The sequence below is a fragment of the Methylosinus sp. DMC45 genome (assembly GCF_056313885.1).
In genome coordinates, this window is record NZ_JBQUZK010000035.1 from 179,312 (window position 1) to 196,957 (window position 17,646).

Annotated in this window: 14 protein-coding genes; 8 read left to right on the top strand and 6 right to left on the bottom strand. The window is 67.5% G+C overall.

The genetic code is table 11. The features are described from left to right. Window positions 1–65: 65 nt before the first annotated feature. Both ACT53T_RS09060 and ACT53T_RS09065 read left to right on the top strand, forming a co-directional pair. On the top strand, window positions 66–1,571 hold the full coding sequence (locus ACT53T_RS09060) for a Do family serine endopeptidase (RefSeq protein ID WP_476160957.1): 1,506 nt from the start codon (window positions 66–68) through the stop codon (window positions 1,569–1,571). A 104-nt stretch (window positions 1,572–1,675) separates the two neighbouring features. After that, a complete protein-coding gene (locus tag ACT53T_RS09065) occupies window positions 1,676–2,836 on the top strand; it encodes a DUF3611 family protein (RefSeq protein ID WP_476160958.1) in 1,161 nt (386 codons plus the stop codon). A gap of 18 nt (window positions 2,837–2,854) precedes the next feature. Here the strand turns inward: ACT53T_RS09065 and serB are convergent, their stop codons facing one another. Continuing rightward, window positions 2,855–3,769, bottom strand: a complete 915-nt coding sequence (gene serB, locus ACT53T_RS09070; protein ID WP_476160959.1) for a phosphoserine phosphatase SerB — start codon at window positions 3,767–3,769, stop codon at window positions 2,855–2,857. A 29-nt stretch (window positions 3,770–3,798) separates the two neighbouring features. On the opposite strand from serB, the gene miaA reads away from it, so the two are divergent. Continuing rightward, window positions 3,799–4,722 (top strand): tRNA (adenosine(37)-N6)-dimethylallyltransferase MiaA, encoded by a 924-nt coding sequence (gene miaA, locus ACT53T_RS09075; protein ID WP_476160960.1) that lies wholly within the window; start codon window positions 3,799–3,801, stop codon window positions 4,720–4,722. Here the strand turns inward: miaA and ACT53T_RS09080 are convergent. After that, the gene (locus ACT53T_RS09080) at window positions 4,709–5,872 is read right to left on the bottom strand and encodes an MFS transporter (RefSeq protein WP_476160961.1); all 1,164 of its coding nucleotides are present in this window, start codon (window positions 5,870–5,872) and stop codon (window positions 4,709–4,711) included. The two genes, miaA and ACT53T_RS09080, sit on opposite strands and share 14 nt — an antisense overlap. Before the next feature lie 25 nt (window positions 5,873–5,897). After that, a complete protein-coding gene (locus ACT53T_RS09085; RefSeq protein ID WP_400768463.1) occupies window positions 5,898–6,731 on the bottom strand; it encodes an RMD1 family protein in 834 nt (277 codons plus the stop codon). Between the two features lie 113 nt (window positions 6,732–6,844). Here ACT53T_RS09085 and fdxA point away from each other — a divergent pair, with 113 nt between their 5' ends. Further along, window positions 6,845–7,183: a ferredoxin FdxA gene (fdxA, locus tag ACT53T_RS09090; RefSeq protein ID WP_108917279.1), complete on the top strand. Its 339-nt coding sequence runs from the start codon at window positions 6,845–6,847 to the stop codon at window positions 7,181–7,183. Between the two features lie 399 nt (window positions 7,184–7,582). After that, window positions 7,583–9,232, top strand: coding sequence for a CarD family transcriptional regulator (locus tag ACT53T_RS09095; RefSeq protein ID WP_476160962.1), 1,650 nt, complete (start codon window positions 7,583–7,585; stop codon window positions 9,230–9,232). Between the two features lie 80 nt (window positions 9,233–9,312). Here ACT53T_RS09095 and ACT53T_RS09100 read toward each other — a convergent pair whose 3' ends face one another. The 3 genes from ACT53T_RS09100 to ACT53T_RS09110 form a co-directional block, all read right to left on the bottom strand. Continuing rightward, window positions 9,313–10,188, bottom strand: coding sequence for an RNA polymerase factor sigma-32 (locus ACT53T_RS09100; RefSeq protein WP_476160963.1), 876 nt, complete (start codon window positions 10,186–10,188; stop codon window positions 9,313–9,315). 199 nt (window positions 10,189–10,387) lie between these two features. Continuing rightward, window positions 10,388–11,896 (bottom strand): M48 family metalloprotease, encoded by a 1,509-nt coding sequence (locus ACT53T_RS09105; protein WP_476160964.1) that lies wholly within the window; start codon window positions 11,894–11,896, stop codon window positions 10,388–10,390. Next, a complete protein-coding gene (locus tag ACT53T_RS09110) occupies window positions 11,871–12,713 on the bottom strand; it encodes a thermonuclease family protein (RefSeq protein ID WP_476160965.1) in 843 nt (280 codons plus the stop codon). The genes ACT53T_RS09105 and ACT53T_RS09110 overlap by 26 nt, the downstream gene beginning before the upstream one ends. A gap of 220 nt (window positions 12,714–12,933) precedes the next feature. On the opposite strand from ACT53T_RS09110, the gene ybgF reads away from it, so the two are divergent. From ybgF to ftsH, 3 genes are all read left to right on the top strand, one after another. Continuing rightward, on the top strand, window positions 12,934–14,043 hold the full coding sequence (ybgF, locus tag ACT53T_RS09115) for a tol-pal system protein YbgF (RefSeq protein WP_476160966.1): 1,110 nt from the start codon (window positions 12,934–12,936) through the stop codon (window positions 14,041–14,043). A gap of 9 nt (window positions 14,044–14,052) precedes the next feature. Then, a complete protein-coding gene (tilS, locus tag ACT53T_RS09120; RefSeq protein WP_476160967.1) occupies window positions 14,053–15,060 on the top strand; it encodes a tRNA lysidine(34) synthetase TilS in 1,008 nt (335 codons plus the stop codon). A gap of 204 nt (window positions 15,061–15,264) precedes the next feature. Further along, window positions 15,265–17,190, top strand: a complete 1,926-nt coding sequence (gene ftsH, locus ACT53T_RS09125; protein WP_018265907.1) for an ATP-dependent zinc metalloprotease FtsH — start codon at window positions 15,265–15,267, stop codon at window positions 17,188–17,190. Window positions 17,191–17,646: the final 456 nt, after the last annotated feature.

Consider the following 17,646-nt stretch of genomic DNA (forward strand, 5'->3'; position numbering starts at 1 on the left):
CGCGGAACGCAAATCGCGCTTTCGCCGCCGCTCGAGGCGCCGTCCGGTCTCAGGAGAGCAATAGTATGACATCTGCCGCGTCCGTTTCGCTTTTCACGGCGCTGAGGCGCGCCCTCGCCGCGGGGCTCGTCGGCGCGCTCGTCGCCCTCCCGCTGGCGGCGACGCCGGCGCGCGCCAAAGGACCCGATTCGCTGGCCGATCTCGCCGCATCGGTGCAGGACGCGGTAGTCAACATCTCCGCGACTCAGACCGTCGACCAGAAGCGGCAGTCCAAGGAGGCCGGCCCCGGCGGCCAGCCCTCCACGCCCTTCGACGAATTGTTCGAGGAATTCCTCAAGCGTCGTCAGCAGCAGGGCCAGGGCGGCCCGGAGCTGCCGCGTCAGCGCAAATCCGCCTCGCTCGGCTCCGGCTTCGTCATCGACGCCTCCGGCATCGTCATCACCAATAATCACGTCATCGCCGACGCCAATGAGGTGACGGTCATCTTCACCGATGGGCAGAAGCTCAAGGCAGAGGTGATCGGCAAGGACCAGAAGGTCGATGTGGCGGTGCTGAAGGTGAAGCCCGAGAAGCCGCTGAAGGCGGTGAAATTCGCCGACAGCGACAAGGCCCGCGTCGGCGATTGGGTGCTGGCGGTCGGCAATCCTTTCGGCCTCGGCGGCTCGGTGACGGCCGGCATCGTCTCGGCCCGCAACCGCAATATCGACAGCGGCCCCTACGACAATTACATCCAGACCGACGCCTCGATAAACAAAGGCAATTCCGGCGGCCCGCTGTTCAATCTCGACGGCGAGGTGATCGGCATCAACACCGCTATTCTATCCCCCTCGGGCGGCTCCGTCGGCATCGGCTTCGCGACCCCGGCCAATACGGTGCAGCCGGTCATCGAGCAGCTGCAGAAGTTCGGCGAGACGCGGCGCGGCTGGCTCGGCGTGCGCATCCAGAATGTCGATGACACCATCGCCGAGAATCTCGGCATCGGCCAGACGCGCGGCGCGCTGGTCGCGGGCGTCGACGACAAAGGCCCGTCCAAGACCGCGGGGCTGAAGGCCGGCGACGTCATCGTCAAATTCGACGGCAAGGCCATCAAGGAATCGCGCGATCTGCCCAAGCTCGTCGCCGCGACGCCGGTGGGCAAGGAGGTCGAGGTCCTCATCGTCCGCAACGGCAAGGAGCAGACGAAGTCGATCAAGCTCGGCCGCCTCGAGGATGGCGAGAAGCTCGCCTCCAATGATTCGCCCAAGAGCGAGAATATCGAGAAGACCGCCGCGCAAAAGGCGCTCGGCCTCGAGCTCTCCTCGCTCTCCGACGAGCTGCGCAACCGCTTCCAGATCAAAGAAAACGTGAAGAACGGCGTCATCATCACCGGCGTCGATCCGCGCTCCGACGCGGCGGAGAAGCGCCTGCAGGCCGGCGAGATATTGCTCGAGATCAATCAGGAGCCGGTCGCCGATCCCGCCGATGCGGTGAAGAAGGTGAAGGCGCTGAAGGACGGCGGCAAGAAATCGGCGCTGCTGATCGTCGCCAACGCCCAGGGCGACACGCATTTCGTCGCTCTGACGCTCGACTGACGACAGCCCCAGGCTTTCGCCTTCGCGCGAGCGCCCTATCTGGCGAAAAGATCGCCCGCGTCGGAGATCGACGCGGGCGTTTTCTTTTGCCGGACAGTCTTTCCATGCGCTCGACCATCGCCCGCGCCAATTTCCTCTCGGTCGTCCTCATCGGCGCCCTCGCGCTGGCGCTCGGATGGCTCGCCGCTCAGTCGGAGCGGCCGCTCGCCAGCCCGCCTTTCGCGCTGCATGTCGCGCTCGGGGTCCTCGCCGGCGCTCTGCTCATCGCGCAGATCGCGCTGCGGCTCGCGGTTCCGCCGCCGGCCTTGCCCGCGCGCTGGTCCAAGGGGCGCCGCGTCGCGGCGGCCTTCTGCGAATTTCTCGTCTATCTCTCGCTCGCGCTTCTGGTCGCGACCGGCGCGCTCTGGGGCTATTTCGGCGGCGCGCCGCTGGAGGTCTTCGGCCACCCCCTGCCCGTTTCGCCCGCCGCCGACCCTCGGCTCTCCGATATTCTCGGCGCAGCCTGGACGCGGCCGCTCGGCCTCGAGGGAACGACCGCCTCGGAGGCGCTGCTGGCGGCGCATCGGCTGCTCGCCTATGCGCTCGCCGGCGCGACCATCTTCTATTTCGCGCTGGGCGGCTTCTCGAGATTTTCCCCCGCGCCGCCGCCGCCGGAATCCGTGAAGCTCGCACCCGCGCTGATCGAGCGCTCGCCGACCGCGGGACTCTCGTCACGTCTCCGCCTGTTCGGCTGGCTGCAATTCTGGCCGCAGCTCGCCATAGCGCTGGCCAGCGCCGTGCTGCTGCAATTTTCCACATCCGGGCGCGCCTTCAGCCCGAGCCAGACCGGCTATGGCGACGCCATCTATTGGAGCCTCTTCGCTTTTCTGCTGCTCTGCGCGGCGACGGCGCTCGCCTTTTTCTATACGCGCGCGGCCCGTTCCGTGGCGCAGGCCGATTATCTCGGCGTCCATAAGCTCACGGCGTTCTGGTTTCTCACGCTCGGCCTGGCGATCGGTCTCATCGGCGTGATCGTCTCCTTCGTCGGCCTATCGCTCAGCGTCTCGCTGCTGGTGGCCAAGACCGTGTCGCAGCCGCCGGGCATCGCCATCACCGATCCCAATAAGATCATTCGCGCGCTGGACGTCTTCGTGCTGCTGGTGAATTTCGCGCTGCTGCTGGCGCATTTCATCGGCGTCAGCATCGCCGCCTTTCTCACCTCCGAGGCGACGAGAGCCCGCTTTCGCTTCACCATCGCCGAGCCGCCGCAGGAGAGCCGGGCCTGAGAGCCGGGCCTGAGCCCTTCACCCCTCGCGAATATCCGCCTCGACGAAATCCTCGCGTCGATAGCCCTGCGCGAAGAGCAGCGCCGAGAGATCGGCGCGATCGACGCGAGCGGCCGCGGCCTCCGCCACTTTCGGCTTGGCGTGATAGGCGACGCCGAGGCCGGCCGCCGCGAGCATGTCCAGATCATTGGCGCCGTCGCCGACCGCGAGCGTCGCCTCCGCCGGCAGAGCCAGCCTCACGCACAATTCCTCGAGCGCCTCGCGCTTGGCGGCCGCGCCCGCGATCGGCGGCAGGACCACGCCGGTGATTATTCCCTCCCGCGTCTCCAGCCGATTGGCGCGCGCCTCATTAAAGCCGAGGCCGGCCGCGATGCGCTCGGCGAAAAGGGTGAAGCCGCCGGAGACCAGCGCCGCATAGGCGCCATTGGCGCGCATAGTCGCGATCAGCCGCCGCGCGCCCGGCGTGAAGCTTATGCGTTCGGCGAGTATCGTCTCGATGATCGTGACCGGCAGTCCGGCGAGCAGAGCGACGCGCTCGCGCAACGCCGGCTCGAACTCCAGCTCGCCCCTCATCGCCCGCTCCGTGATCTTCGCTATGCGCTCGCGAATGCCGGCGAATTCGGCCAGCTCGTCGACGCACTCCTGGCCGATCATGGTCGAATCCATATCCGCGACGAGGAGACGCTTGCGCCGCCCCGCCTTCGGCTGGACGATCACATCGGCGCCGGCTGCGCCCGCAGCGGCCTGAAGCGAAAGACGCCGCTCCGGCAAAGCCTCCGGCGCGAGGGGAAAAAACACGTCCGCAGCGACGCCCTGCTCCAGCCACTCCACCGCGCCGACGGGCGCAGCGACGCGCACGACCTCGACCGTCAGCTTCGGGCCGCCGGCGCCGGCGATGAAAGTCGCGACATGTTCGACGATGGCTTTTGACATTTCGCTCGTTTTGTCGTTGCGAAGGACCGATGACGAGACGCGCCATTCTCATCGCAGGACCGACGGCGAGCGGCAAGTCCGCTCTCGCACTGGCGATCGCCCAACGCCTCGGCGGCGCAGTGGTCAACGCCGATTCGATGCAAGTCTATCGCGACCTGCGCATTTTGACCGCCCGCCCGACGTTGGAGGAAGAGCGCAGCATCCGCCATGAGCTGTTCGGCCATGTCGACGCATCGGTGAATTATTCCGTCGGCCGCTGGCTCGAGGATTTTCGGCGTCTTCTCGGCGCGCTCGCGCAGGAGGGCGTCACGCCCATCATCGCCGGCGGCACGGGCATGTATTACAAGGCCGCGCTCTACGGCCTTTCGGACATTCCGCAAGTCCCGCCCGAGATTCGCGAAAAAATCCGCGCCGAAGCGGCAGGCCAGACGCCGGAATATCTTCACGCGCGCCTTTCCGAGCGCGACCCCGAGACGGCGGCGAAGCTTCGGCCCTCCGATCCGCAACGCATCCTGCGCGCGCTGGAAGTCTTCGCGGCGACGGGCAAGCCGCTCGCCTCCTTCCAAGGCGCGCGCATGGCCTCGCTGCTCGATCCGTCGCAATGCCTCGCCTTCTTCCTCGCGCCGGAGCGCGAGGAGCTGTATCGGCGCATAGACGCGCGCTTCGACGATATGCTCCGCAAAGGCGCCCTCGAGGAGGTGGAGGCGATGGGCGCGCGCGGGCTCGATCCCGCTCTGCCGGCGATGCGCGCGCATGGGGCTCCGCATTTGCTGCGCTATTTGCGCGGCGAGCTGTCGCTCGATGAGGCGGCGACGCAGGGCAAGCTCGACACGCGCCATTATTCGAAGCGACAATTCACCTTCGCGCGCCATCAGCTGCCGTCGTTCCGCTGGATCGCGCCGGGGGAGACAGACGCGGCCGTCGAAGAGGCGGCGCGTTTCATCTGTCGGTGAGCGCGCGCCGCTCGGCGAGATTGGCGACGGCCAGCAGCATCGCGCCGATCAGCGATATCCCGCCGATGAGCGCGAAAAAAATCCCGAGCCCACTCGGCGCCAGCGCGCCGAACAGGAAAGACGTCGAGAAGATGCCGAGGTTCAGCAGGCTCGCGTGATAGGAGTTGATCGTGCCGCGAAACTGCGCCGACATCCCGCTGAGCCGAGCGTGATGCAACGGCCCGCCGCAGCCATAGCCGAAGGCCCAGGGCAGGCCGATGAGCGCGAGCTGCGCGACCGAACCGGCCGGCAGCGCAAAAGCGAAAACGCCGGCCGAGGCCGAAAAGCAGGCTATGGGCAGCGCCCTATAGGAGAGAAGGCTACGCACGAGAGGCCCTGCCAGATTGCCGGCGATGGTGACGAGGCCGAAAAAGCCCGCCAATAGGCCGGCGTCGGTGGGCGAGAGCGACAGCTTGCGCGCCGCGACATCCGCGACCACCACGCCGAAGCCCGCCACCGAGCCCAGCCAGAAATAGCTCGCCGCGAGCCGCCGCAGGACGCCCGGCGTCGCCAGCGCGCCCCTATGGGTGGCGACGAAGGAGACCACGCCGCCGCCATGCGCGCGGCCGGGCCGAAACGCCGCCGAGACCGCCACAAAGGCGAGCGCCGCCAGCAGCGCCAGAAGATAATAGGCGTAGCGCCAGCCGAAACGATCGGCGATCCATCCGGCGATGGAGGGCGTGATGACGAAGGCCGACATCAGCCCGACGAAGACGCGCGCCGTGCGAATGTCCACCTCCTCCGGCGAAGAGGAATCGGCGACGAAGGACAGGGAATTGGGCTGAACGAAAGCCCCGCAGAGGCCGGCGAGGCCGCTGAGCGCTATGGCCACGGAAAGATTGGAGGAGTTGGCCAGCGCGGCGCTGAGCAGAGCGAAGCCGAGCAGCCCCGCCTGCAGCGGCCGCTTGCGGCCGAAGCGATCGGACAAAGGCCCGGCGATGATGGCGAAGCCGGCATAGGCGAGGCCATAGGCCGCCGGCAGATAGGCGATGGCCGCGGGCGCGACACCGAAATCCGGCGCCATAGCGGTCATCAGCGGTCCGGCGATCACCTCCGCCGAGCCGACTAGAAACAGAGCCGAGGCCAGAATGGAGAGCTGGCCGAGGGTCACGCGCGGGCTTTCGGCATAAAGGGTCTCAATGCGCCCGCTGCACGAATATCTGGAACAAGGTGAGCAGAATTTCCGCGAGAATCAGCACGACCACCGTCGCCTCCAGCCGCACGGAGCGATCGACGTCGATGATCTCGGTCAGCGCACGCGCCGTCTCGCCGATGACGTCGACCTTGGCTTTGAGCGTCTGGCCGCGGGCCTCCAGCTCATATTCGTCCTCGAGCCTGGAATAGAGGCGCTCCAGATCCGGCCGGTCCCAGAGCACGTCCGGCTTGTCCTCCACGGCGACGCGGCCGGAGACGCGATGCTGCACCAGCAGCGTCTGGCCGATCAGCTCCAGCATGGCGCGGCGGCGGAAGGGCGGCCTTCCTTTGCTGGCGAGCTCGGCGGCGAAAGGCTCGATCGTGTCGAAGACGGCGTTGACGCGGCGCTCGTCGCGGGCGAGCGCCACGCTCTTGGCCAGAGCGTCGGCGACCACCAGCAGACGCTCGCCGGAGGCGTCCTTGATCGCGAGCCGCCCATTGGCGAGCGTCTTGTCGTCGCCCTCCGGCGTGATCTCGAGCACCAGAGTCTCGTCGTCGCGGCGGGCGGCGGCGCCGGCGACGCGGGCGCCGACCTTGGCCAGAATCTCGTCCTCCTCGAGCGGCGACAGTCCGAACAGCACGGCGACGCCGAATCGGTAGAGCACGACGAAGCCCGACTGCCCCGCCGGAAAGGCGAGCGGCGAGGTGGAGACGAGATCGGCGCGCTCGAGCCCGCCCGTGTCGATTCGCTCGCCGAGCAGCAGAGCCCGCGCCGTCACGCAACGCGCCGCCGGCGAGGCCGCGACCTCCTGCGAAGCCGATTCGATTTCCGCCATAGACCGATTCCCTTCCAACCCCTCGCAGGATATCATGCGCGCCACGCGGGCCGGGAGGCCGCTTGCAACCCATTCTCAAAAACGCTAGCAAGCCCGCGGATCGAGGACGCCCCATGCCTTACGTCGTCACGGAAAACTGTATCAAGTGCAAATATATGGATTGCGTCGAAGTCTGTCCTGTGGACTGCTTCTACGAAGGCGCCAACATGCTGGTGATCCATCCTGACGAATGTATCGACTGCGGTGTGTGCGAGCCTGAATGCCCGGCCGAGGCGATCAAGCCCGACACCGAGCCGGACCTCGAGAAATGGATGGCGCTGAACGCCGAATACGCTCAGACTTGGCCAAATGTGACCGTCAAGCGGGAGCCCCCGGCCGACGCCAAGGAATGGGACGGCAAGCCCGGCAAGCTGGAGGCGCATTTCTCGCCCGAGCCCGGCGAAGGCGACTGACGCGCCGTCGTCCACAGCGGACGCGCTCGCGAAATCGTTAAGAGATTCAAAGGCGCCAGCGCGGCCGCTCGTAACCATGCGGAAAGGCGCCGGCGCCTTTCCTTTGATTTTTCCCGTACCACATGATATACGGAACATTAAGAATTAGCTTTCGGGCGCGAGGGGCGCAAGCGTCGCGATTTCCACAAGGGAAATAGCGGCCAGCCGCCGACATCGAGAATGGGCGAAGATGGCGGCGCTCGCCGCCAATGTCGGCTCTATATTGTAGAAGCGTCGGACTTTCGCCAGCCAAAGCATGCGCGGTCATTGGCGCTGTCCTGGCCGGGGCGCGTTGAGCCCATTCGGTCACGAAGCTTCCGTCCCGTCTCCACAGCGGGGCAACAGAAGGAGTATCCGCGTATGTCCTCTTCCAGCAAGAAGACCGCAAAGAATCGCAAGGCGTCCGTCGCCGGAGCGCGACGCGGCGCGGGAAGCAGGACGGCGCGGACCTCGGCCGTCGCGGCGGAGCCTTCGACCAAAAAGCCTGCGAGCACGAGCGCCGCCGGCAAGACCAGCAAGACCGCGGCGGCCAAAGCCGCCAAGACTTCCGCATCGTCGAAGAGCGCAGCCGCCAAGGCCGCCGCCGCTCCGAAGGCCCCCGCCTCCGCCAAAAGCGCGAAATCCGCCGCCGGCAAGACCGCCGCGAGCAAGACCGCCGCGAGAACGAGCGCTTCACGAGCGACCGCCGCGAGAACGACGGCGAGCAAGGCCGGGACCAAGACCGGCTCCGCCGCCAGAACGCGCGCCGCCGCCAAGACGGCGGCCAAGGCGAGCGCCGCCCGCTCGGGCGCCTCGCAGTCGGCAAAAAGCGTCGCGGCCCCCAAGGCCGGCGCGGGAGCGGGCAAGGCGAGAGCGCGCGCCAGCGCCGCCCATAACAGCGACGCCAAGCGCAGCGCGAGCGCCGCGACCGCGCCCACGAAGAGCGCCGAGGCTCCGCCTCACGCGAAAAGCATCGCGACGCCGAGCATCGACGCGGCGCGAGGCGAGGCCATCCGCCCGCAGGCCGCGAAAACGGCTCTGCAGGGAACTTCACATGAGACTTCAACCGCCGTTGCGGCCGGCGTAACCGGGGAGACGAGAATTACAACGTCCTTGCGCCAGAGCGCGATCAAAACCGATATCGAGCACTCCGACGTCGCCGCCTCCGCGCACGTCCCCGATGCGGGGGCGAGCGAGCCGAATGCGACGGCGCCCGTTTCAACTCCAGCTTCGAGCGAAACCATTCCAGTGCCAAAATCGACACAAGGAAAGGCGATCACCGCCAAATCTTCGCCGGCGCCCAGAGCCCCCGTCCCCGCCGCTCCCACGAGCGCCGCGACGGGCTCGGCCCTTTCGCCCAAGGCCATTGTCGCCGCGCGCACCGCGGCTGCGGCCCCCATCAAGCCGACTCCCGCCCCCGTGAAGGCGAAGACCTCGGCGCAGAAGCTCGGGTTCAAGACGAACGAGTTCATCGTCTATCCGGCGCATGGCGTCGGACAGATCATCGCGATCGAGACGCAGGAAGTGGCCGGCTTCAGCCTGGAGCTGTTCGTCGTCAGCTTCATCAAGGACAAGATGACGCTGAAGGTGCCGACCAGCAAGGTCGCCGCCGTCGGCATGCGCAAGCTGGCCGAGGCCGAGGTCGTCGACAAAGCGCTCTCCACGCTGAGCGGCCGCGCGCGCGTCAAGCGCACCATGTGGTCGCGCCGCGCGCAGGAATATGAGGCCAAGATCAATTCGGGCGATCTCGTCACCATCGCCGAGGTGGTGCGCGATCTCTATCGGTCCGACACGCAGCCGGAGCAGTCCTATTCGGAGCGCCAGCTCTATGAGGCGGCGCTCGACCGCATGGCGCGCGAGGTCGCGGCCGTGCGCAAGCTCATCGATTCGGAATCGCTCAAGCTGATCGAGTCCTTCCTGCAGAAGGGCCCGCGCCGCGGCGGTCCGAAGGGCGACTCCGATGCGGACGCCGGCGACGATGCGAGCGACGACGAGGGCGAAGAGGACGACGTCGAAGAGCGCGCCGCCTGACGTCGCGCCCCCTCTTTTGATTTGCACGAAAAAACGCGGCCCGTCGGGGCCGCGTTTTTTTTTGCCTCGATGCGCTTTCCTCACTCGGCGGCGGCGGTCGTCTCCGGCGTCTCCTGAGCTTTGGTCAGCGCCTTGCGCAGCTTGCACAGCGCGCGATTCTCGATCTGGCGCACGCGCTCCTTGGAAATGCCGAGACGATCGCCGAGCGATTCCAGCGTCACCAGGCTTTCGCTGAGCCGCCGCTCCTGCACGATGCGCAGCTCGCGCTCCGACAAGAGCTTCAGCGCGTCGGCGAGCCAGCGCGCGCGACGATCGGAGTCGACGCGATCCTCGACGACCTCGTCCGGCAGCGGCCGATCATCGACGAGAAAATCCATGCGCTCGGCGGAAGTGGAGGAATCGTCCTCCACCAATTGGCTGTTGAGCGAGACGTCGGAGCCGGCGAGACGCGAGTTCATCAGCTCGACATCGGCGCGTGAGACGCCGATGGCGCCGGCGATGGCCTGAAAAGCGTCGCCGGCCTCGGATTGCGGCGCATGCGCGAGCTTGGCGCGAAGCCGGCGAAGATTGAAGAACAGCGCCTTTTGCGAGGAGCTGGTGCCGCCGCGCACGATCGACCAATTGCGCAGCACATAGTCCTGGATCGATGCGCGAATCCACCATGTCGCATAGGTGGAGAAGCGCACGTCGCGTTCCGGCGCGAAACGCGCGGCCGCCTCCAGCAAGCCGACATGGCCTTCCTGAACGAGATCCGCGACAGGCAGGCCGTAATGGCGAAAGCGCACGGCGAGCGCGATCACCAGCCGCATATGCGCGGAGGCGAGCTTGTCCAACGCATCCGTGTCCTTATGGTCTTTCCAGGCGACCGCCAGACGTTTCTCTTCCTCGCGTTCGAGAAAGGGCGCATCCATGGCCGCTTTTACGAGCTCGCGTCCAACTCCGGGCAAATAAGCCATTCTCGCTCTCCGGGGTGGCAGTCGCGCGCGAAAGGCTTTCGACCGAAGGGATCGGCCGAGGAAAAAGCGCTGCGACGATGCCTCGATTGAGGAGAATCCCCGAGCGGCCACACAACCGGCGCCGCCGTCCGCCCCCCCGGGAATTCTAAGGCTTACAACATTCTCGGAGCGCGACGGTTCCATCCGTCGTGAGCGTTTCTCACTCGACGACGAGCTTGTATCTCTCGCCCGGCGTGAGGCGGCCTCCATGCTCGAGGCCATTCAGCAATTGGAAATATTCGAGCGGACGGTTGGGAACGACCATGCGCTGCGCCATGGATTCCGCGGTGTCGTCCGCGCCCGCGCTCACGATGAAGAGACGCAGCGGACGCGCCTCCAGAGACTCTTCCCAGCTCGAGCGTCGGAATGTCGCGACAGAAGCGGCGAAACGTCGCTCGGCCGCTTCGTCGAGCGCGCGCACGGCGAAAATCAGCCGATAGAGCTCGTCGTCGATCTGGATGACGGCGAGCTTGAAATTCCATTCGCCGGCGCGCGCGCTGGCGACCACCGCCGGCAAGCCGTTGACGTCGATGCGTTTCATCGACGAGCGCAAGAGCCCGTCCACCCAGCCCGATTCGACATAGGCCTCGAGCGTCTTGCCGACCGGGGCGCGAACGCGATCGAGGCGCAACGCCTCATCGTCGCCCTCCTTCACGCCGAAGACGGCCTCGCTCGAATTCTCGAGCAGAAAGCCCTCCGGCGCGACGAAGGAGAAGCGCAGTCGCGGATGCGCGAATTTGCGGCCGCGCACGAAGCCGTCATTGGGATCGTCGCCATAAGCGAGGCCGTTGATCGCGGCGAGATAGCCCTCGCGATCGCGTGAGCCGACTCCGGGCGCGCTGATCTGCCGCGCCGCCGCGACCGCCTTGGCGATGCGATCGGGCGTCGAGGGATGCGTCGCCAATATGTCCAGCTCGGGCGATTTCTTCTTGCCGTAGAGAACGGCGCGCAGCTCGGCCGATTTGCCGAGCGCGGCGAGGAAGCGCGACGCGCCATAGGGATCGAAGCCCGCGCGCGCCACCACGCGCACGCCGATGGCGTCGGCCTCCAGCTCCTGCAGCCGCGAGAAGCTCGCGAAGGAGAGCCGCTGCGAGGCGCGCACGTCATCGCCCTTCTGCTTGCTCTGGATCACGGCGGCGGCCTGGCTGATGACCTCCGCCTCGCGCTCGCGCTCGGCGCGCAGCGCGCTGTGCCGCGCGCTCACATGGGCGATCTCATGCGCCATCACCGCCGCCGCCTCGGAGGCGTCGCCGGCGAGGGCGAGCAGGCCGCGCGTGACATAGAGATTGCCGCTCGGCAGAGCGAAAGCGTTGACCACCGGCGTGTTGAGGATGGTCACGCGATAGGCGGCCTGGCCCGGCGTGTCGCTCGCCTGCGCGAGCTTGACCAATATATCGTCGAGATATCGCTCCGCCGAAGGGAAGCGATATTCGCCGCCGAATTGCGAGACCAGCTCCTTGTGCTCGGAGGCGGAGGGCTGCTCGCCGCCCACGGTGCGCGGCACGGCGGGGGGCAGCCGCGCATGTTGCGCGCCGCCGCCATTGAGCAGCTCGCCCTGCCGTTCGAGCTGGGCGCAGCCGGACAGGCCGAGGAGGACGGAGACCGCGAGCGCGGCGAGACGCGCGCCGGCCGCCGGCCGCACGTCACCGCCGTTCGGACGAGCCGACACGCTCGTCGCCGAGGAGGAGCTCGATCTGCGCCGGAGAAAGGATCTCCATGCGCGGTCCAAAAGCTGTGTCAATCAATCCTCGCACGCGCACTCGCCGCCCCGTGAGCATTCTGGGCGACGTTCCGGCCCGCGCGAATGTCTCGAGATTGCGTTTCCAGATCACGACAGCGAAATCTCCGCGGCGCGGCCCGAAATTCAGATAGAGAGAGCCGCCCGCCTCGCCGATCGCGCCGACGACGCCCTCCACCAGAACCATTCCCTTCTTTCCGAAGAGCGTTTCGGGCCGGCCGGCGTCGAGGATGTGATACTCGCCCGAGGTCCAAAGTCCAAGCTTTCGTCTGCGCGCCTGCTCCTCCGCGGCGAGCAGCCCATTGCGGCAGGCGAATGCGGCCGGATCGGGGCGAAAGCGCGCGAGCCCGGCGCCGATCGCCGCTTCCGCCAGCGAGACGAGCGGCGCGTCGCTCCCCTCCCCCTCGACGAAGAGTCCCGCCGCGGCCGCTCCCCAGCGGTCCGGCGTCGCTGTCGGCGCGGCGAGGAAAACGAGCCGGCCCGAGCGCAGACGCTCGGCGAAGAAGCGCTGCAGGCTCTCGCGCGCGGCCGCGCCCGATGGCGGCTCGAGCCCCGAAAGGGTCAAGCGGCGGCCGTCCATGGTCCACAGCTCGAGATCGGAGCCCGGCGGCGCGATCTCGACCGGAACAGCGGCCTCGAGCGCGCAAACGCCCGCCGCCTCCTGCGCCGAGCCGGCGGCGGGCGCATGGACGGCGCCCATGCAGAGGAAAAGGCGAGCGGCGTGGCGCAGCTTCGTCAGTCCGAACATTGCGAGCGAAACAGCCGCGAGAGCACGAGAGCGAGCCCGAAGGCTCTCGTCCTTGGACCGCGAGCCTTCAGGCTCGCTCTCGATACCATGCGGACCATCCGCGAGAAGACTCGTCTTTGCCACATCTCGCGCGACGCTCGCCGCGGCTTCGTCAAATTTTGGTCGAAAGCCGGCTTATGCTACGCCTCGTCCCACTCCGCTCTCGCGATCGATTCCTCCCATGACCCTTTCGTCACGCTCCATTTTCGCCGGCGCCGCCCTCGGCGCCATGATGGCCGCAAGCGCGGCGCTCGCCGCCGATTCCGACGCTGGCTCGCGCCTCGACAAGCTCGGCCAAGGCATACAGAACATCGGCCAGAATATCGGCCGCCGCCTCGATGTGACGCAGCTTTTCGGCCATCGCGATCCCGAGGAAGAGAACGCCCCCCATGAGGCGAGCGCCTCGAGCGTGCGCACCGACCGGCTCGAGAACCAGATTCGCGCGCTCAATGGTCAGGTGGAGGAGCTGCAGCATAATGTGCGGCGGCTCGAGGAGCAGCTGCGGCGCGCTCAGGAGAGCGGCGCGGCCGCCTCCGCCCCTCCGCCGCAAGCGCCGCGCGTGGCCGCGACGCCGGAAACGGCCCTCCCCGGCCCGAGCTCCATCTCCCCGGTCGGAACGCGGCGCAATGACGCTCTCGACCCCGGCGCAGCGCCCGGAGCCTCCGGCGGAACGCGCCATAATGACGCTTTCGACGCCGGCTCCAACCCCAATGCGCCGGGCGCGCCGCGTCCTCTCGGCTCGACTCCGCCGAGCGCGCCACTGCCGGCGGCCGCAGCGGCCGGCGGCGTCACCGATCTGCGCTCGCCGGGCGCGCCGCTCGATCTCGTCCATGGGCGGCTCGACGCGCCGGCCGCTCCGCCGACGCCCGGCCCTTCCGCCGCGCTCTCGCCGACGCCCACCGCGCCGCAGACGCCGAGAGACGAGTTCGACCTCGCCGTCTCCAAGCTGCGTCAAGGCGAATATGAAGCCGCTGAAGTGGGTTTCGCCGGCTTTCTCACCCGAAACCCGAAGAGCCGCCTCGCACCGCAGGCGATCTTCAACTTGGGCGAGAGCTTCTTCTTGCGGAAGCGCTATCGCGAAGCGGCGGAGAAATATCTCGAGATCACGGCCAAGCATCCGGCCGCGCCGCAGGGGCCGGAGGCCATGCTGCGGCTCGGCCAATCGCTGCACGAGATCGGCGCAAACGAGCAGGCCTGCGCCTCCTTCGGCGAGATCGCGGTGAAATATCCGGGCGCGCCGGCGCGGGTGAAAGAAATCGCTCAGCAGGAAAGCAAGAAGGTGCGATGCTGACGGGCGCAAATGCCCGCTGAGCCGCCGCTTCCCGACCCCGACCATGCGCTGGCGCCGCTCGCCGGCCATGAAACGCTGCTGCTCGCCGTCTCCGGCGGGCCGGACTCCATCGCCCTCGCTCTGCTCGCCGCGCGCTGGACGCTCCGCGCGCAAAAGCGCGTCGAGATCGCCACCGTCGACCATGGGCTGCGCGCCGAAGCGGCGCTAGAGGCCGCGCAGGTCGGCGAATGGGCGCGGGCTTTAGGATTTGCTCATCATATTTTGCGGTGGGAGGGCGAAAAGCCCACGACCCGCATTCAGGAGCGCGCGCGAGAGGCGCGCTATCGCCTGCTCTGCGCGCGCGCGCGGGAAATCGGCGCGAGCGCCATCGTCACCGCCCATCACGCCGACGACCAGGCCGAGACGGCGCTGTTTCGGCTGACGCGCGGCAGCGGCGTCGCCGGACTCGCGGCCATGTCGATAGAGTCGCGCGTGGACGGGCTGGCGCTGCTGCGGCCGCTGCTTCCCTTTCGCAAGAGCGCGCTGGAACGCCTCTGCGCCGCTGCGGAGCATCCTTTCATTCGCGATCCCTCGAATGAGAACCCCGCCTATGCGCGCGTGCGGCTGCGCCGTCTGGCCGGCATACTGGCGGCGGAGGGACTCGACGCCGAGGCGTTGCTGCGCCTTTCCGCCCGCGCCGCCCGCGCCGAGGAGGCGCTCGCCTGGTCCGCCGCGCACGCTGCGCTGGAGCTTTCGGCCGAACGCGGCCCCGGGCTGTTTCGCGCTGAGGCCTCGGCTCTGCGCGCGCTGCCGCGCGAGCTGCTGCTGCGCCTGCTGGCGGCCGAGATCGCCCGCGTCGGCGGCGGCGAGCCGCGGCTCGAGCGTCTGGAGCGCGCCGTCGAAAGGCTGGCGGCGGCGCTGGCGGCCGAAGGGCGCTTCAAGACGACATTGGGCGGGGCGTGCCTCACATTGGCCGGCGGCGCTCTCGCGATCACGCCCGAGCCCCCCCGACGCGCCGAGATCGCGCCACAGCCGTAAAAAAGCCACTCCGCTTCGATCGTATGAGCCTCGGCGACACGCCCCTTCGCGCTGCGAAACGCAGGCGACGCGCGCATCGCGAGACGGCGAGAACGTCGCGGCGAGGCGATCTCTTGGCAATCGCTTCCGACGCGCCTAGATTACATGAAACGACTTCTGTTTTCCGGGATGGCCCCGGCGGAATCGTCATTCGCAAGGTTCGACATGAACGCAAACTTCAGGAACATCGCTCTTTGGGCGATCATCGGGCTGCTCGTCGTGGCGCTCGTCATGCTGTTCCAGCAGCCGGGTCAGCGGACTCCGATCCGCGATATCACCTTCAGCGAATTGCTCACGCAGATCGATCAGGGCCGCGTCCACGACGTGACGATCGCCGGCAATGAGATCACCGGGCATTTCTCCGATAATCGGCCGTTCTCGACCTATGCGCCCAATGATCCGTCGCTCGTGCAGCACCTGACCGCGAAGAATGTCGCCATCAGCGCGCGCCCGCCGGCCGACGGCAACAGCTGGCTGATGACTCTGCTCATCAACGGCCTGCCGCTCATCGCCTTCCTCGGCGTGTGGATCTTCCTGTCGCGCCAGATGCAGGGCGCCGGCGGCCGCGCGCTCGGCTTTGGCAAGTCCAAGGCCAAGCTGCTGACGGAAACGCAAGGCCGCGTCACTTTCGAGGACGTCGCCGGCGTCGACGAGGCGAAAGAGGATTTGCAGGAGATTGTCGAGTTCCTGCGCGATCCCCAAAAATTCCAGCGCCTCGGCGGCCGCATTCCGCGCGGCGTGCTGCTCGTCGGCCCGCCCGGCACGGGCAAGACTTTGCTCGCCCGCGCCATCGCCGGCGAGGCGAACGTCCCCTTCTTCACCATCTCGGGCTCGGACTTCGTCGAAATGTTCGTCGGCGTCGGCGCCTCCCGCGTGCGCGACATGTTCGAGCAGGCGAAGAAGAACGCGCCCTGCATCATCTTCGTCGACGAGATCGACGCGGTGGGTCGTCACCGCGGCGCCGGGCTCGGCGGCGGCAATGACGAGCGCGAGCAGACCTTGAACCAGCTGCTCGTCGAGATGGACGGCTTCGAGGCCAATGAGGGCATCATCCTCATCGCCGCGACCAACCGTCCCGACGTGCTCGATCCCGCTCTGATGCGTCCCGGCCGCTTCGATCGTCAGATCAATGTGCCGAACCCCGACTTCATCGGCCGCGAGAAGATCCTCAAGGTTCACGCCCGCAAGGTGCCGCTGGCGCCGGATGTGGACCTCAAGGTCGTCGCGCGCGGCACGCCGGGCTTCTCGGGCGCCGATCTGATGAACTTGGTGAACGAGGCGGCGCTGCTCGCGGCGCGCCGCAGCAAGCGCATCGTCACTCGCCAAGAGTTCGAGGACTCGCGAGACAAGATCATGATGGGCGCCGAGCGTCGCACTCTGGTGATGACGGAGGAGGAGAAGCGCCTCACCGCCTTCCACGAGGGCGGCCATGCGCTGGTGCAGCTCAACATGCCGGGCTCCATCCCGATCCATAAGGCGACGATCATCCCGCGCGGCCGCGCGCTGGGCATGGTGCAGGGCCTGCCGGAGCGCGATCAGATCTCGCAGACCTATGAGCAGCTGAAGGCGATGCTGGCGTTGGCCATGGGCGGGCGCGTGGCGGAGGAGCTGGTGTTCGGCCACGACAAGGTGACGTCGGGCGCGGCGAGCGACATTCAGCAATGCACGCGCATCGCGCGGGCGATGGTGACGCAGCTCGGCTTCTCCGACAAGCTCGGCACAGTGGCTTACGCCGAGCCGCAGCAGGAGCAGTTCCTCGGCTATTCCATGGGCCGCACGCAGACGCTCTCCGAGGCGACGCAGCAGACGATCGACGCGGAAGTGCGCCGCTTGGTGCAGGAAGGCTATGACGACGCCAAGCATATCCTGACCGAGAAGCGCGCCGATCTCGACGTGCTGGCGAACGGCCTGCTCGAGTTCGAGACGCTGACCGGCGACGAGCTGATCGGCCTGCTGCAAGGCAAGCGCCCCGTGCGCGAGGATGTGCCGCCGGCGGCGCCGCCGGCCCGTCCCTCGCCGGTGCCGTCGACGGGCCGCACGCGGCCTTCGCCGGAGCCCGATGCGGGCGGTCTGGAGCCGCATCCGGTCTGATCCACGAAATAGGAAATTTCAGAAGCCCGGCTCCCCAAAGGCCGGGCTTCTTCTTTTCCAGCGGGAATTGGCGCCGGCCCGATCACGACGCGGGATTTGCTGGCCAGGCAAATGGAATTCGCCCGCAGCCGCTATGATTGGAACGGCCGCGCGCGCGAATAGGTCGATTGGGTGGAGCGGCTCGTCTGGCAGAACGCCCGCTCAGTAAACGGCGTAAGAAATGACCGGATGCCGCAGCCTCGGTCGGCGCCCGGCCCTCTTCCGGGACCGACGCGCTCTCGAGATCATTTCTCGCAGCCCATAGCCCATACAAAAACCGAGCCCTATGAGGAGATATGCGTTCACCAAATCCATGGCTCGCCCCACTGCCGCCGCTCGCGTCGCGGCAGAGAGTCGCCGATTTGAAAAATCGTCTCACGATCGTAATTCTGCGGAAACGATGGCGAGAAGCTATCT

Coding starts and splice junctions, on each gene's coding strand:
- ACT53T_RS09065 (WP_476160958.1), top strand. CDS start 1,676: ATGCGCTCGACCATCGCCCGCGCCAATTTCCTCTCGGTCGTCCTCATC.
- serB (WP_476160959.1), bottom strand. CDS start 3,769: ATGTCAAAAGCCATCGTCGAACATGTCGCGACTTTCATCGCCGGCGCC.
- tilS (WP_476160967.1), top strand. CDS start 14,053: ATGCCCGCTGAGCCGCCGCTTCCCGACCCCGACCATGCGCTGGCGCCG.
- ACT53T_RS09085 (WP_400768463.1), bottom strand. CDS start 6,731: ATGGCGGAAATCGAATCGGCTTCGCAGGAGGTCGCGGCCTCGCCGGCG.
- ftsH (WP_018265907.1), top strand. CDS start 15,265: ATGAACGCAAACTTCAGGAACATCGCTCTTTGGGCGATCATCGGGCTG.
- ACT53T_RS09060 (WP_476160957.1), top strand. CDS start 66: ATGACATCTGCCGCGTCCGTTTCGCTTTTCACGGCGCTGAGGCGCGCC.
- ACT53T_RS09095 (WP_476160962.1), top strand. CDS start 7,583: ATGTCCTCTTCCAGCAAGAAGACCGCAAAGAATCGCAAGGCGTCCGTC.
- ACT53T_RS09100 (WP_476160963.1), bottom strand. CDS start 10,188: ATGGCTTATTTGCCCGGAGTTGGACGCGAGCTCGTAAAAGCGGCCATG.
- miaA (WP_476160960.1), top strand. CDS start 3,799: ATGACGAGACGCGCCATTCTCATCGCAGGACCGACGGCGAGCGGCAAG.
- ACT53T_RS09110 (WP_476160965.1), bottom strand. CDS start 12,713: ATGTTCGGACTGACGAAGCTGCGCCACGCCGCTCGCCTTTTCCTCTGC.
- ybgF (WP_476160966.1), top strand. CDS start 12,934: ATGACCCTTTCGTCACGCTCCATTTTCGCCGGCGCCGCCCTCGGCGCC.
- fdxA (WP_108917279.1), top strand. CDS start 6,845: ATGCCTTACGTCGTCACGGAAAACTGTATCAAGTGCAAATATATGGAT.